The sequence below is a fragment of the Umezawaea sp. NPDC059074 genome, from assembly GCF_042738955.1.
In the GTDB taxonomy this organism is placed as follows: domain Bacteria; phylum Actinomycetota; class Actinomycetes; order Mycobacteriales; family Pseudonocardiaceae; genus Umezawaea.
The window spans coordinates 50,724-64,475 of record NZ_JBHYHC010000001.1 but is presented as its reverse complement, the minus strand read 5'-3'; the positions used below and the strand labels follow the sequence as shown (position 1 = coordinate 64,475).

The following is a 13,752-nucleotide window of genomic DNA, read 5'->3' as shown; positions in this document are numbered from 1 at the left end:
GCCGGCGGTTCAGGGTGCTGAACCACGCCGGTTCGGGGTCAGGCGGCGCTGAACAGCTCGATGCCGCGGGCGAGGTCGGCGGCCCCGGAGTGCTCGGCGCGCGCTTGGGCGGCGCGGTGCAGCGGGCGCATCCGGTCGACCGTGCGGGCGGAGCGGATCGGGGTCGCGCAGCGGACGGCCAGGTCGCCAGCCTCGACCCCGGCGTCGAGGTCGCCCGCGAGCAGGGTGCAGACGGCCAGCTCGATCAGGCTGAACGCCCGGCTGCGCGCCATGTCCTCGCCGTAGCCGCTGACGGCCTCGTGCAGGGCGGGGACGGCGTGCTCGACGTGCCCGACGACGCCCGCGTCGGCGAGGTGCGCGTGCACGGTGCCGGTGATGCCCGCCAGGTCGGCGGGGGTGAAGAACCGGGCCCAGTCCGGGGCGCGGTCGGCGTCGCCCGCGGCGAAGTGGTCGTGCGCGCTGGCGAGCAGCCGTTCGGCGTCGGCGGCCGAGCCGCGCTTGGCGTGCACCCAGGCGCGGTTGGCGTCCACGATGGCCAGTTCCAGCGCGGACCCGTCGGCCTCGTGGCCGGACGCGTCGAACTCGCGCAGCGCGTCGGCCAGCTCGTCGTGGTGCAGGTGCACGCGGCCGAGCCGGTAGTGCACGTTCGCGACCAGCGACCGGTTGCCCGCGCTCTCGGCGAGCTCCAGCGCGGCGCGGAAGTAGGCGTGGGCGGCGTCGGCGTGACCGAGGTCGAACGCGATCCAGCCCGCGAGGTTGTGCAGGTCGGCGAGCGCGCCCCGGAGGTCGGCGGTGACGCCGTCCGAGGCGGTGTCCTCCAGCAGTCGGCGGCCGGTGGCCAACTGGGCGAGCACGGCGGACGCGCAAGCGCCTCCGCCGTGCTCGTAGTCCAAGGCCCTGAGGGCTCGGGTCGCGGCGTCGATCCTGGCCACGTCCTCCGCCCCGAGGCGGGTCAATGACCCACCCGGTGGGGCTTGGTGTCCGTGGGCGTGTTCTGCACGGGCACCGGGTCCATGCGGGGCTCGACCTCACGCGTGTCGCGCTCCACGCCGTCGTGGTCGTCGACCACGGCGTCCCGGCGACGGGTCGTCACGCCGTCGTGGTCGCGGGTCTGCTCCGGCACGATCCGGTCGTGCGTCTCGTGAGCGGGCTCGACGACGGGCTGCTCGACGAACTCGGGCTCGTCGACGATGATCTTGCGACGGGCGGGCAGCACGGCGATCAGCAGGCCGACGGCCGCGAAACCGAGGTGCAGCCAGTTGTCGTTGGCGTTGAGCGCCAACGGGTTGCCCATCCCGGAGATGGGGTTGCTGGAGATGATGCCCGCGAGCATCAGGCCCCACACGAACGCGGCGCCGTAGGCGAGGAACAGGACCCACCCGAAGGTCCGCGCCAACGCCGAACTACCCGCCAGCAGCAGGCCGAGCACACCGAACGCCAGGTGGATGACGTTGTGCAGCGGGTTCACGGCGAACCCGAGCACCATCGCGTGCTGCTCCCCGGCGAAGTCGCCGAAGCCCGTGCGCAGGAAGCCCACCACACCCGCGACGATGAACAGCACCGACATCAACGCCACCAGCACCTGCGCCGGTTGCAGCCCGGCGACCCTGACCTTGACACGCCCAGCAGTCGAGTTCCTCATGACGTGCGGTTACCCGGATCACACACAGCGCAAACCCCATCGTGTGAAATCCGCGTGGGGGCGTTTGGGGAGATCGGTGGGACTCGAACCCACTTGCACCGGGCTCACAACCCGGTCCCTCGTCCACTTCGGGATCGATCTCAGTACCTCCGGCGCGACTCGAACGCGCACTGGCCGGGTTCTGAACCCGGTGCCTCTCCCGTTGGGCTGCGAAGGCTCGGTCCCGGACGGGGAGCGGGTGACCACGGACCCGCTCCCCGCCGGTACCGGACAGGAATTCCAACCAGCGGACCTCGCCGTGCCGAGGTGTTCCCGACCCACCCCATGAAGGCCGGGCAGCAGCGCGTACGGGAGTCGAACCCGTGTCTCCGGAATGAGGATCCGACGTCCTGACCACTGGACGAACACGCCTGGTCGCCGAACTCGCGAAGAATGGGCGGCCGATAGCGCTCACACCCGTTCCCCGAACCGCCGGCAGCATCCCAACCCGGACTCGAACCGGGGACCTCGGCGTTCGTAGCGCCGCGCTCCGTCCACCTGAGCTATTGGGATATCGAATTCACCGCGAAACAAAAAGAACCGCCGACCGGTCACCCGGTCGACGGCTCCCCGTCGCGACCCAACCGCAGGTCACAACCAGGAGCGCCGCCCGAGCCCGAGATGCCGGAATCGCGTCGCCGCGCCGGTCCACTCGTCTTCGCGCTGGTTCATGATCCCTCCCCTCTCGTTCGTCGTGATGGCACAACTATGGCCGAATCCGCGGCTATCGGCAAAGCATTTATCCGCCCCTTTTTCCCCTAGGCCAATCGGGGGGCAGCCAGGTGATCGCACACCACAACTCGGCGCGGTCCTGCGCCGACGTGAGGTCCAGTCCGAGCGCGCGTTCGACGTGCCCCATGCGGTGCCGGACGCTGTTGCGGTGGACGCCGAGCGCGGCGGCGCTGCGGTCCCAGTTGCCGTGGTGGGCGAGCCACGCGCGGGCGGTGTCGACGAGTTCCGCGGCGGACGGCGAGCGGTGGCCCGCCAGCGGGGCCAGCAGCCGGGTGGCGAACCGCGCCGCGCGCGCCGGGTCGACGAGCGCGGTGAGGCCGGTCTCCTCCCCCGCCCGCACCGCGCGGCCGGTGGCGCGGGCCCGGCGCAGCAGGTCGGCGGCCTCCCGTGCCGCGTCGGGGAGGTCGGCCGCGGCCACGGGCGCGCTCACGCCGACCACGAGGTCCGGGTCGAGCGCGCCGCCCGCGGCCACGACCGCGCGGAACCCGTCGTCCAGCACGTCCACCAGCGGCGTGCCCAGGGCTTCGGCCAACCGCTCGTGCCCCTCGCCGCCCGCGCCCGCGACGACCTGGAACTCCGTGCCGCCCAGCAGTTCCTCCAGCAGGGCCGCGGGATCGCCGCCGAACGCCAGCCGCGCCGCCAACCGGGCCGTGGGGTCCGGGTCCTCGCGCAGCAGCGCGAGCAGCGCCAGCGCCACGGCGGCGACCGCCCGGTCCGCGACGGAGAACGCCCTGACCCTGCCCGCGACCAGCACCAACGGCCGGGTCCCCACCCGTTCGACCGGCGTGAGCACGACGTGGTCCGCGCCGATCTCGGTGCTCGCGCTGCGCGGTCCACGCCCCGCGCCGACCCGCTCGGCCAGCCCCAGCAGGTCGGCGGTGGGCTCGGGAGCGCCCTCGGTGCGGGCGGGCACGCCACCGTCGGCGTCGAGCAGCAGGGCCCAGCAGCCCAGGGCGTCCGCGAGCGCGGCCAGCGTGCCGTCGACCGCGCCCGGCCGGACCGCCGCCCTGGTCATGGCGCGCTGGCTGTCGGCCAGCAGCCGCAGTTCGGCGTTCTGCGCCTCGGCGAGCGCGGCCCCCACGGCCTGGCTGACGGCGAGGAACGGCGTCCCCGGCGGCACGGCGACGAGCGGGAGGCCGTGCGCGCGGCAGGCGTCGACCAGGTCGGCGGGCACGGCGTTGTGCACCGGCGTGACCCCGAAGCCGAGCGCGGAGACGCCGCGCCCGACCAGCCCGGCGACGTAGGCGTCCAGGTCGTCCGGGAGAGTCACCCCCGCCGTGAGCAGGAGTTCCTGGCCGAGCAGGTAGGGAACGGGGTCGACCAGCTCGCTCACGTGCGCCCAGCACACGGGGCGGTCCAGGTCGTCCGCGCCGACGAGGACGGACAGGCCGAGGTCCTCGCGGGCCAGCAGCGCGGCCAGCGGAACGGTCCGCAGAACCATGAATGCCCCCGAAGTGTGCACAACGACCGGCTCGGTGTTGTACGAATAGCCCACTTACCGAGTAAGCGCACGCTTTCTAGGGTCTAGATCACATCGGTTCGAGGAAGGCCGTCCGCGCCTGCGGAGGGCACGACCGCTGTACGGCGGACGCGATCCGGGCGAGGATCGACGGCCTCGGTGTCGTCAGCGCGGTGGCGGAAGCTTTCGACCTGGAGGGGGAGGTGCCGGTGAGGAAGCGCACCGGAGGGGACGTGCTGGCCGAGACGCTGGTGGCGTTGGGAGCGCGCACGGTGTTCGGGCCGCTGGCGCTCGGGCCGTTCGAGGCGGTCGGGCGGGTGCGGGTGCGGTACGTGGACGGACCCGACGCGGCCTTCATCGCCGACGGGCACGCCCGCACGACCGGCGAGGTCACGCCGCTGCTGCTGCCCGGCGTGGACCCGGTGCTGCGGCCCGGTTCGCCGGTGCTGGTGGTGGCCGTCCGGCCCGCGCCCGAGGGCGTGGAGCACGTCGAGGTCGTGGCGCACGCCGAGGAGATCCCCGCCGCACTGGCGCGGGCGTGGGACGTGGCGGCGACGCCGCCGTTCGAGCCGGTGTGGGTCGAGGTCCCGGAGACCGTGCTGACGGGGCGGACGTCGGCCCCGGAGGTCGAGCCGATCGTGTCGTGCCCGGAGTCGGTCGTGCCGCGGCCCGAGGCGGTCGAGGCCGCGGCGAAGCTGCTCGACGACGCCCGGCGGCCCGTGGTGGTCGCGGGCGGCGGGGTGGTGCGCGGCGACGCGCGCGCCGAGCTGCTCGCGCTGGCGGAGAAGCTGCGCGCGCCCGTGGTGACGACGTTCGGCGGCAAGGGCGCGTTCCCCTGGGACCACGAGCTGTCCGCGCAGTCGTGGCTGTCCGACGAGCACACCACCCGCTTCCTGGAGGACGCCGACCTGCTGCTCGTGGTCGGGTCCGGGCTGGACGCCCCGCGCGACAACGTCGTCCGGATCGACGTGGACGCCCGGAAGGTCGACGACCGCGGCGTGCACGGCGACGCGCGGTTCGCGCTGGCGGACCTGGTCGAGGCCGTCACGCCCCGCGCGCCCGGCCCGGCGGAGGCCGCGGTCCGCGACCTGCTGGCCGCGGTGCGGAGGCCGGAGCCGGAACTGGACGCGATCCGGGCCGCGGTGCCCGACGACTCGCCGACGTTCTGGGACCGGACGGTGTTCGGGGAACGCCCGTGGCTCGCGTGGGACGCGCGGACGGCCGCGATGCACGGAACGCCCGAGGGGGTCGGGTACGCGCTGCCGGCGGCCGTGGGGGCGGCCGTGGCGCTGGGGGACCACGTGCCGGTGCTGGCCGTGGCGGGCGGTGACGACGTGCCGCTGGGGCTGCGCGCGCTGGCCACCGCGCGGCGGCACGACCTGCGGGTGACGTGGCTGGTGGTGGACGGCGAACCGGACCTGCTGGGGATCGCCCACGCGCTGGGCGTGCCCGCCGTCGCGGCCACGCCGGAGACGCTGCGCGGCGACCTGGCCGAGGCGCTGGCGTGGATCGGGCCGCACGTGGTGGTGCTGACGTCCCCAACCGTTACCCCGAAGTAACCGGAGCAGAGCACGATCACCCAATGGGAGACCGACGGCTGCGCATCGGGTGCGAGTTCACGTACGAGGCCGCCATCAGGACGCCCACGGTGTTCCAGGTGCAGGCGAACGACGAGCCCAGGGTGAAGGTGCTCGCGGAGGAGTGGTCGATCGAGCCGGAGGTGGGCTCGCACGGCTACGTCGACCTCTACGGCAACCCGTGCCTGCGGATCGTGCTGCCGCAGGGCGTGTCGACCTTGAGGTACGAGGCCGTCGCGGTCGTGCCGGACGCCGTCGAGGAGTTCGACGAGGACGCGCCGGAGATCATGCCGGAGCAGCTGCCCGACGACGTGCTGATCTACACGCTGCCCAGCCGGTACGTCCTGCCGGACATGCTGGCCGACGAGTCGTGGGCCCAGTTCGGCGACATGGCGCCCGGCTACCGGCGCGTGCAGGCCATCACCCAGCACGTCCACGACCACCTGACGTTCAGCTACGGCAGCAGCAACCCCACGTCCACCGCGATGGACGTCTTCACCTCCGGCTACGGCGTGTGCCGCGACTTCACCCACCTGGCGATCTCGTTCTGCCGCGCGCTCAACATCCCGGCCCGCTACGTCTTCGGGTACCTGCCCGACCTCGACATCGCCCCCTCCCCCGACCCGATGGACTTCGCGGCGTGGATGGAGGTCTGGCTGGGCGACCGGTGGTGGACCTTCGACCCGCGCAACAACCGGCGGCTCAAGGGCCGGGTCGTGGTCGGTCGCGGACGTGACGCTTCCGACGTGGCCATGGCCACGACCTTCGGCGGCCCTACGCTCCACCAGATGGTGGTCCACGCCGAGGAGGCACACCCGTGACGCTGAGCCCCGAGCTGTTGTCCCGCCCGCTGCTCGACCACACCGCCGTGGACCTCGACGCCGCCGACCGGGTCACCTACGTGCTGGAGCAGAGCTTCCACTACGGCTACGACGAGCCGATCGACCAGCTCGACCACCGGCTCGTCGTGGTGCCGATCGCCCGGCACGGCGACCAGCACCGCCGCGCGCACCGCCTGGACGTGGACGGCGCGACCGTCCGCCGCCGCTCCCGCCGGGACGGGCACGGCAACACCGTCGTGCGCGTCCGCGCGGACCGCGTGGAGCAGGGCGTCCGGTTCGGCGTCGTGGCGCTGGTGGAGCGCGTCCGGGCCGACGGCCCGATCCGCCTGCCCGCGTCGGCGCTGCACGACCCGCGCCTGCTGCGGCCGACCCGGCTGACGACGCCGGACGACCGGCTGCGCGACCTGGCTTCGGGGTTCCGCAGCGGCACGGCCCTGGAGCGGGCGACGGCGATCTGCGACTTCGTGCACGACGCCATCCACTACGAGTACGGCGTCACGTCGGTCGAGACGACCGCCGCCGAGGCCCTGTCCGGCGGCCGTGGCGTCTGCCAGGACTCGGCCCACGTGATGATCACCCTGTGCCGCCTGGTCGGCGTGCCCGCCCGGTACGTCTCCGGGCACCTGCTCGGCGAGGGCGGCACGCACGGCTGGACGGAGGTCGTCGTGCCCGAGGGCGACGCCGCCGTGGCCGTCCCGTTCGACCCGTGCAACGGCCGCCGCGCGGGCGCGGACTACCTCACCGTGGCGACCGGCCGCGACTACGCGGACGTGCCGCCGACGTCCGGCAGCTACAGCGGCACCCCGAACAGCACCCTGACCACCAACCGCCGCGTCGGCGTGCTGTCGGCGGCGTGACCGACGAGGCCCGCACCGGCGTCCGCCTGGCGTTCGACGCGCTGGGCGGGATCGTCGACGTCGTGCGGGACGTGCACCGCGCCATCGCCGGACCCGGCCTCGCGGCCGTGGCCGCACCGGTGTTCGGCGCGGTCCGGGTCGGCCTGGCGGCGGGCGGTGCGGTCGCCGAAGCCGTGGCGCGGGGATCGTTGCCGGTCGGGTTGACCGGGGTGGTGAACGGCGCGGTCGGCGACCGGCTGCGCACGGACTACCCCGCGCTGGCCACGCCGTTGCGGGCCACTGTGGACGGTCCGCTGGACGGGCACGTGGTCGTGTTCCTGCACGGACTCGTGCACACCGAACAGCGGTGGGGCCACCGGGACGTGGCCGAGGAGGTCGGCGCGACCGCGGTCCACGTGCGCTACAACTCCGGGCTGTCCACGACGGACAACGGCCGGGACCTGGCGGTGCACCTGGAAACCCTGGTGACCGGGAACCCGATCACCAGGCTGTCGCTGGTCGGCCACTCGATGGGCGGCCTGGTCGCCCGCGCCGCAGTTCACGAGGCCCTGGCGAACGGTCAGCGTTGGCTGTCCCCGTTGCGCGAGGTGATCTGCCTGGGCAGCCCCCACCTCGGATCCCCCGTCGAACGCGCCGCCGCCACCGCCGTCAGACTGCTGAACGCCTTCCCCGAATCCGCCCCGTTCGGCGAACTGGTCGACCGCCGCAGCACCGGCATCAAGTCCCTGGCCCACGGCACCGCGTACAGCGCCGCACCACACGTGCGCCAGCACTTCCTCGCCGCCACCGTCGCCACGAACCCGACGAGCACCACCGGCAGACTCCTCGGCGACCTGCTCGTCTCCACCACCAGCGCCACGGCTCCAGCGGCGGAAGCCGACCGCCACGTCCTCGGCGGCTTGGGCCACTCGGCGCTCCTGCACCACCCCGAGGTGCGCGCGAAACTGGTGGAGTTCCTGGCCTGAAGGCACGAAAAAAGCCGGTGTGCGTGCCGCCTCCCCTGCAGAAGCGGCACGCACACCGGGTGTCCGCACCCCCGTGGGGCGCGGGTGGCGTGCGAACCGCGTCCCCTGCAGAAGCGGTGCGCACGCGACCGTGGGCCTGACCGGGTGTCGCCACCCGGTCAGGCGACCTACACCGGTACGGAAACGAACGACTTGCCGTCGAAGTTCACGACCTCGACCGACGCCACGTCCTCCGGCGAGATGAGGGCCGAGCCGTCGAGGTTCGTGCCCTCCGCCTCACCGGTCTTCGAGACCAGCCAGCTGCCAATCTCCTCGCGGTGGCCGTCCTTGGCCACGACGAACAACCGGCACTTCTCGTTCTGCGGGATGCCGCCGACCGCCGCGTTCACCCTGACCCACCCGGCGGCGGGCTTGACCTGGACGGTCATCCTGGCGCCGGTGTTCGGGTCGGTGAACGTGCTGACCTTGGTGCCCGCGGGCGGGGTGGCGGCCGAGGACGCCGGGCTGGGCAGGGCGTCCGTGATGGGCGCCGTGCTGCGGCCCACGACGACGCCGCTGCCGAGGACGACCGCGGCGACGACCGCCGCCGCCGCGCCGAGCGCGAACTGCCTGCGGCGGACGGCTCCGCCGCGTTCCGTGCGCATCTGCCTCAGCGTGCGCTGGAGCAGCAGGTCACCGCCCTCGGGCGGTCCGTCGAGCAGCGCCTCCGGGGGCACGTCGCCGAGCGAGGCCTCCATGGCCCGCAGGTCTTCGAGCTCCGCCGTGCACTCCGGGCAGCCCGCGAGGTGCTCCTCCACGGCCCGCGCCTCCTGCTCGTCCAGGGCTCCCAGGACGTAGGCGCCCAGCAGTTGTGGATCGTGCTGCGTGGTCATCCGGCCACCCCCTTCAAGGCCACCTGTTGTCCGGCGAACGTCTCGCGCAAGGCGCGCAGAGCGTAGTGGGACCTGGATTTGACCGTGCCCGGTGGCACGCCCAACGCCTCCGCGGCCTCCGTGACGCTGCGCCCGTTGAAGTAGATCTCCCGCAGGACGTCGCGGTGGTCGGAGGAGAGCTGGTCGAGTGCTTCGAGCACGACGACGGAGTTCACCACCGACTCGGCGTGGTCGCGTTCGATCGGCGGCGTCGTGGGCGACTCCGCGACCTCCTGCGGCCGTGCGGCCTTCGCCCTGATGCGGTCGGTCACGATGTTGCGGGCCACGGTGAGCAGCCAGCCGCGCACCGAACCCTTGCCGTTGACGAGCGCGTCGGGGTGGCGCCAAGCCCTGAGGAGGGTCTCCTGGACCACGTCCTCGGCAGCCGCCCGGTCGCCGGTCAACCGCGTCGCGTAGGCCAGCAGAGCCCGACCGTGCTCTTCGTAGAGCGATCGGATCAGCGCCTCGTCGGCCGCGGCCTCCCGTTTGCGGGACCACAGTGCCGCCATCCACCCACTCCTCTCATCAACCTTGTTCACCACCACTCACGGTTCTGGGACCGAGGTGGTTCACGAAACTGTCGAAAATCTTCAGCCGCAGGCGCGGCCCTCGTTGACGCAGGCGGCGAGCCCGGCCATCACCTCGTCGGGGAACACGTTCACGAACATCGCGTGGTCCGTCATCGGGTCGCGGTGCTCGTCCGGGAAGCTGTCGACGGCGAACGGCCTGCCCGCCGGGACGGCGTAGGAGACGACCATCCGCAACCGGGGCACCGGGAACGTCATGGCCGGGCACGCCCCGTTGGCGGCGGCCGGGACGACGTGGTCGCGGTGCGAGTAGCTGTCGACGTTGCGGCCGTCCCAGCAGTTCGGGAAGTCGAAGGTCCTGGTCACGGACGCGCCCGCCGGGCACTTCGGGTACTTCATGGTGAACCGGTCGGGGAAGCCGGAGCACCCCCACTTGGCGTTGGCGTTCAGCCCGTCGCTGGTCGCGGCGGACGGGTTGCCGGTGATCGTCCGCAGGAACCGGGGCATCGGCACGACCTTGCTCACCGGGTTGCCGGTGAACGTGAGCACCACCGACTCCGGGGGCAGCACCTCGCCGGTGTTGCCGTGCACGCCGCCGCCCTCCGCGTGGGCGTCGTGGCCCTCGCCGTCGGTCAGCCGCAGGACGGGCCAGAAGTACGCGGACAGGTCGCCGTCGGCGCACGTGCTGGCCCCGGCGGCGAGACTTTCGGGGGTCGAGAACGCGTCCGTCGTCAGGTTGCCGACGTACTCGTGCGTGTGGTGGGCGCCGTTGCGGACGTTCGGCGAGATCACCGGGTTGTCCGCGTTCAGGTGCCTCTCGTCGTTGCGGCCGCACGACGACGTGAACACGCCGGTCGACGCGTCGGGGCCGGGCGCGGCGGACGTCGAGACCGCGACCTGCTCGATCTCGACGAACTGGCCCGCGGAACTGGTCGCGCCCTGCGTCGTGCACGCCGCCACGAGGACGACGACCGCGAGCGGCATCGTTCGGAACACGGCGACAGCTAACCAACACGCCACGTTGACGCGTCGACTACCCCCCGCGCGGAAGATCGGCGAAGCTCTGCGCATGACTCCGGACATCCCTCGTTTCCACCTCGCGGTCCCCGTCACCGACCTCGAAGCGGCCCGGACCTTCTACGGAGCCGTCATCGGCTGCCCGGAAGGACGGTCGAGCGACCGCTGGATCGACTGGAACCTGTACGGCCACCAGTTTGTGACACACCTGGTAGACCGAACGGGTGCGATCGAGGCGCACAACCCGGTCGACGGGCACGACGTGCCGGTGCCGCACTTCGGCGTGCTGCTCACCGTGGACGCGTTTCACCAGCTAGCGGACCGGTTGCGCGGCGCGGGCACGGAATTCGTGATCGAGCCGTACCTCCGGTTCGCCGGAAAACCTGGCGAACAGTGGACAATGTTCTTCCGCGATCCGTCGGGCAACGCGCTCGAGGTGAAGGCGTTCGCGGACGACGCGCAGGTGTTCGCGACCTAGGCGGCCGCGGTCACCAGCACGCGCCCGTCGACCGTCTCGACGCTCACCGTCTTCATCCGGTCCGGCGGGACCAGCGCGGACCCGTCCAGGGTGATGCCGCGGGCGGGGTCTCCCCCGCTCCCGGCGATCCACCCGCCAGCGACGAACCGCTCGCCGCTGGTGTCGGTGACGACGAGCCTGCACTGCTCGCCCGCCTCGACGCCCTTGACGGTGACCCGCAGCCGCGACCAGCCCTCGGCGGGCGTGATGACCGCGCTCAGGCTCGTCCCGTTCGCGATGCCGCCGACCATGACTTGCTCGGACCCGCCGCCCAGGTCCCGGCCGATCACCACGCCGCCCGCGAGCGCGGCGGCGAGCAGGCTCGTCGACACGACGACGGCGAAGCTCTGCCGTCGTCTGCCCTCCCGCGCCTTCTCGTGGCGGACGCGGCCGAGGGTGCGCTGGAGCAGCAGGTCACCCCCGTCGGGTCGGCCGTCGAGGAACGCCTCGGGAGGCAGGTCGAACGGTGGCTCTCGGTGCATTGTCGTCTCGTTCAGCTCGAACTCCTGTGGTGACCACGGCGACGCGCGGACGTCAGCGGCCATGACCCGAGGCGATCGCCCGCGGCGGTTCGGCGACGGCCGCGAGGGCTGGTGACGCGCGGCTCGTGCGCATGGCTGGCTCTCCTGGACGTTTGGGAAGTCCCGTGGTTCCACGTGACCCGCACCCGATAAACGGGGCATCCCCGGAATCGGTTCAACGGCACCCCAATCACGAGCTTTCGTCACAATTACGGTTGGATGGTCCCCCGTGACGATCACCATCCGCGATGTGGCACGCAAGGCCCACGTGTCGGTAGCGACGGTGTCGCGCGCGCTGTCCTCGCCCGACCTCGTGCGGCCCGACACCAGGACACGAGTGCTGGCCGCCGCCACCGAACTCGGCTACCAGCCCAACCGCGCCGCGCGCGGGCTGATCACCGGCAAGACGGGCAACATCGGCATCGTGGTGCCGGACCTCGACAACCCGTTCTACACGGGAATCCTGAAGGCGGTGCAGACCAGGGCGGCCCAGGCCGACTACGCGGTGTTCGTCGCGGACAGCGACGAGGACCCGGCGGCGGAGGCGAAGCTGGTGAGGGCGATGGCGAAGCAGGTGGACGGGTTGCTCCTGTGCTCGCCGGGGTTGCCCGCCGCGGAGATCACGGCCGCGGCGGAGGCGACCTCGCTGGTGCTGCTCGATCATCGGCTGCCGGGAATTCCCAGCACGGTGATGGACAGTGGGGATGGGGTGCGGCAGGTGGTGGCGCACCTCGTCGCCCTTGGGCATCGGAGGATCGCGTTTCTGAGCGGGCCGCGGACGGCTTGGTCGAACGAGGAGCGGCGGGCGGGGTTGGCTCGCGCCGTCGGGGAGCACTCGATCGACCTGGTGGAGTTGGGGCCGTTCGCACCGCGGTTCGAGGGTGGGTTGCAGGCGGCGGACCTGGCGTTGGCGGCGGATGTCACGGCGATCATGGCTTACAACGACATCATGGCGTTGGGGGTGTTGGCGCGGTTGCGTGACCGGGGGGTTTCGGTGCCTGGGGATGTCAGTGTTACCGGGTTCGACAACCTGACTTACGCGTCGTTGACCTCGCCGGCGTTGACGACGGTGCGGATGCCGTTGGCGGCGGCTGGGCGGACCTCGGTGAACATGCTGTTGGATTGGCTGGATGTGAGTGAGGGGTCCGCGCCGCACGTGGTGTTGGCTACGCAGATCATCATTCGGGGGACTACCGCGCCGCCTGGGTGTTGAGGCTGGGGCTTGTTGCTGGGTCTGCGGGTTCCGCTGGCCTCGCGGTGGCTGCTGCTTCCGGCTGGGTCACCGGGCGATTTGCGTCGTTGGTGTGGCCGATTTGACCTGGGGCCCCTCATTTCGGCCTTGATCGGGCCAAAAGGCAGTGCCCCAAAGCCCTGCCCGATCTCCAATTTTAAGGCCGAAATCCCCAAGTAAAATCGGCCACGGTTGCGGGCGGCCCGTAGCGTTCCGTAGCAGGTCAACAGGCGAGCGCCAGTCCCGTAAGTAGGCGCCATGCTTGTGCCGGACGCGTCGGTGGTTCGTCGGCCGTCCGCCGGTCTCGTAAGTAGGCGCCATGCTTCTGCCAGTCCCGTAGGTGGTCACCAGTCGGCTGTCCTGCGGTCCTGCGGTCCTGTAGATCTGTCGTGGTTGTCTAGTTCTCTTTCCAGAGTTTTGTCAGTGCTGTGTGGGCTTCGGCGGCCAGTTCGCGTAGTTCGCGCCATTCGGGCGCTTCGCCCAGTGCCGCCTCCGTCCACAGTGGACCTGGGCTGGGTGGCATGGCGTCGACGTGGTCGCCCACGCGTTCGATGTGTTCCAGTTCTTCGTCTGTCAGGCGGCCTTCGCGGTTCTTCGCCTGGGCCGTGACGATGGCGTCGTCGAGTTCCAGAACTAGTTCGTCCACGCCGACGCCGACTGAGCGCAGGTAGCGGACCTGGCGGATGGAGTCGGCCGCTACGCCCTCCAGCACTGCGAGGATCCAGCGGCGGAACTGGGCTTGGTCGTCGGGCATGGTCACGCGACCTTACCCTTGCTGTGCAAGAAGAAGAGCAAGAAACGGCCCCTGTGCTCGGCGTGCGTCCCCCCGACGCGCGGACACTCGAGCATGCCGCTTTGATCAACTTCGCACAACGGTGACGCTGGGCACACCGACGTGTGCCCAGCGTTTCGCAC

The 13,752-nt window shown here is 71.9% G+C and carries 14 protein-coding genes and 4 tRNA genes; 6 read left to right on the top strand and 12 right to left on the bottom strand.

Annotated elements, in window-relative coordinates:
* Positions 1-38: 38 nt before the first annotated feature.
* The 7 genes from ACFWW9_RS00280 to ACFWW9_RS00250 form a co-directional block, all read right to left on the bottom strand.
* The gene (locus ACFWW9_RS00280; protein WP_390370185.1) at positions 39-956 is read right to left on the bottom strand and encodes a hypothetical protein; all 918 of its coding nucleotides are present in this window, start codon (positions 954-956) and stop codon (positions 39-41) included.
* Positions 953-1,642 carry a DUF4383 domain-containing protein gene (locus tag ACFWW9_RS00275; protein WP_390370184.1) on the bottom strand — a complete coding sequence of 230 codons (690 nt, stop codon included), beginning with the start codon at positions 1,640-1,642 and terminating at the stop codon, positions 953-955. Before ACFWW9_RS00275 ends, ACFWW9_RS00280 begins: the two co-directional genes overlap by 4 nt.
* Before the next feature lie 65 nt (positions 1,643-1,707).
* Positions 1,708-1,784 (bottom strand) — tRNA-His (locus ACFWW9_RS00270).
* Positions 1,785-1,786: 2 nt separating this feature from the next.
* Positions 1,787-1,859 (bottom strand) — tRNA-Leu (locus tag ACFWW9_RS00265).
* 122 nt (positions 1,860-1,981) lie between these two features.
* Positions 1,982-2,053, bottom strand: a tRNA-Glu gene (locus tag ACFWW9_RS00260).
* Positions 2,054-2,120: 67 nt separating this feature from the next.
* Positions 2,121-2,194, bottom strand: a tRNA-Arg gene (locus ACFWW9_RS00255).
* A 226-nt stretch (positions 2,195-2,420) separates the two neighbouring features.
* Complete coding sequence (locus ACFWW9_RS00250; protein WP_390370183.1) at positions 2,421-3,854, bottom strand: PucR family transcriptional regulator ligand-binding domain-containing protein; 1,434 nt, start codon at positions 3,852-3,854, stop codon at positions 2,421-2,423.
* A 227-nt stretch (positions 3,855-4,081) separates the two neighbouring features.
* Between ACFWW9_RS00250 and ACFWW9_RS00245 the strand changes: the two genes are divergently transcribed.
* From ACFWW9_RS00245 to ACFWW9_RS00230, 4 genes are read left to right on the top strand one after another with little or no spacing between them, the layout of a single operon-like run.
* Positions 4,082-5,431 (top strand): thiamine pyrophosphate-dependent enzyme, encoded by a 1,350-nt coding sequence (locus tag ACFWW9_RS00245; protein ID WP_390370182.1) that lies wholly within the window; start codon positions 4,082-4,084, stop codon positions 5,429-5,431.
* A 23-nt stretch (positions 5,432-5,454) separates the two neighbouring features.
* On the top strand, positions 5,455-6,270 hold the full coding sequence (locus ACFWW9_RS00240; protein ID WP_390370181.1) for a transglutaminase family protein: 816 nt from the start codon (positions 5,455-5,457) through the stop codon (positions 6,268-6,270).
* On the top strand, positions 6,267-7,148 hold the full coding sequence (locus tag ACFWW9_RS00235) for a transglutaminase domain-containing protein (protein WP_390370180.1): 882 nt from the start codon (positions 6,267-6,269) through the stop codon (positions 7,146-7,148). The genes ACFWW9_RS00240 and ACFWW9_RS00235 overlap by 4 nt, the downstream gene beginning before the upstream one ends.
* Positions 7,145-8,113 carry an esterase/lipase family protein gene (locus tag ACFWW9_RS00230; protein ID WP_390370179.1) on the top strand — a complete coding sequence of 323 codons (969 nt, stop codon included), beginning with the start codon at positions 7,145-7,147 and terminating at the stop codon, positions 8,111-8,113. The genes ACFWW9_RS00235 and ACFWW9_RS00230 overlap by 4 nt, the downstream gene beginning before the upstream one ends.
* A 167-nt stretch (positions 8,114-8,280) precedes the next feature.
* Here ACFWW9_RS00230 and ACFWW9_RS00225 read toward each other — a convergent pair whose 3' ends face one another.
* The 3 genes from ACFWW9_RS00225 to ACFWW9_RS00215 all read right to left on the bottom strand — a co-directional run bounded on the left by ACFWW9_RS00225 (position 8,281) and on the right by ACFWW9_RS00215 (position 10,547).
* A complete protein-coding gene (locus ACFWW9_RS00225; protein ID WP_390370178.1) occupies positions 8,281-8,985 on the bottom strand; it encodes an anti-sigma factor family protein in 705 nt (234 codons plus the stop codon).
* On the bottom strand, positions 8,982-9,533 hold the full coding sequence (locus ACFWW9_RS00220) for a sigma-70 family RNA polymerase sigma factor (protein ID WP_390370177.1): 552 nt from the start codon (positions 9,531-9,533) through the stop codon (positions 8,982-8,984). The genes ACFWW9_RS00225 and ACFWW9_RS00220 overlap by 4 nt, the downstream gene beginning before the upstream one ends.
* 81 nt (positions 9,534-9,614) lie before the next feature.
* Positions 9,615-10,547 carry a DUF1996 domain-containing protein gene (locus tag ACFWW9_RS00215; RefSeq protein ID WP_390370176.1) on the bottom strand — a complete coding sequence of 311 codons (933 nt, stop codon included), beginning with the start codon at positions 10,545-10,547 and terminating at the stop codon, positions 9,615-9,617.
* Between the two features lie 73 nt (positions 10,548-10,620).
* On the opposite strand from ACFWW9_RS00215, the gene ACFWW9_RS00210 reads away from it, so the two are divergent.
* The gene (locus ACFWW9_RS00210) at positions 10,621-11,046 is read left to right on the top strand and encodes a VOC family protein (protein WP_390370175.1); all 426 of its coding nucleotides are present in this window, start codon (positions 10,621-10,623) and stop codon (positions 11,044-11,046) included.
* Here ACFWW9_RS00210 and ACFWW9_RS00205 read toward each other — a convergent pair.
* Positions 11,043-11,630, bottom strand: a complete 588-nt coding sequence (locus ACFWW9_RS00205) for an anti-sigma factor (protein WP_390370174.1) — start codon at positions 11,628-11,630, stop codon at positions 11,043-11,045. The genes ACFWW9_RS00210 and ACFWW9_RS00205 overlap by 4 nt on opposite strands.
* A 205-nt stretch (positions 11,631-11,835) precedes the next feature.
* Between ACFWW9_RS00205 and ACFWW9_RS00200 the strand changes: the two genes are divergently transcribed.
* Positions 11,836-12,819, top strand: coding sequence for a LacI family DNA-binding transcriptional regulator (locus ACFWW9_RS00200; protein WP_390370173.1), 984 nt, complete (start codon positions 11,836-11,838; stop codon positions 12,817-12,819).
* 415 nt (positions 12,820-13,234) lie between these two features.
* On the opposite strand, the gene ACFWW9_RS00195 is transcribed toward ACFWW9_RS00200, so the two are convergent.
* Positions 13,235-13,597 (bottom strand): hypothetical protein, encoded by a 363-nt coding sequence (locus ACFWW9_RS00195; protein ID WP_390370172.1) that lies wholly within the window; start codon positions 13,595-13,597, stop codon positions 13,235-13,237.
* Positions 13,598-13,752: the final 155 nt, after the last annotated feature.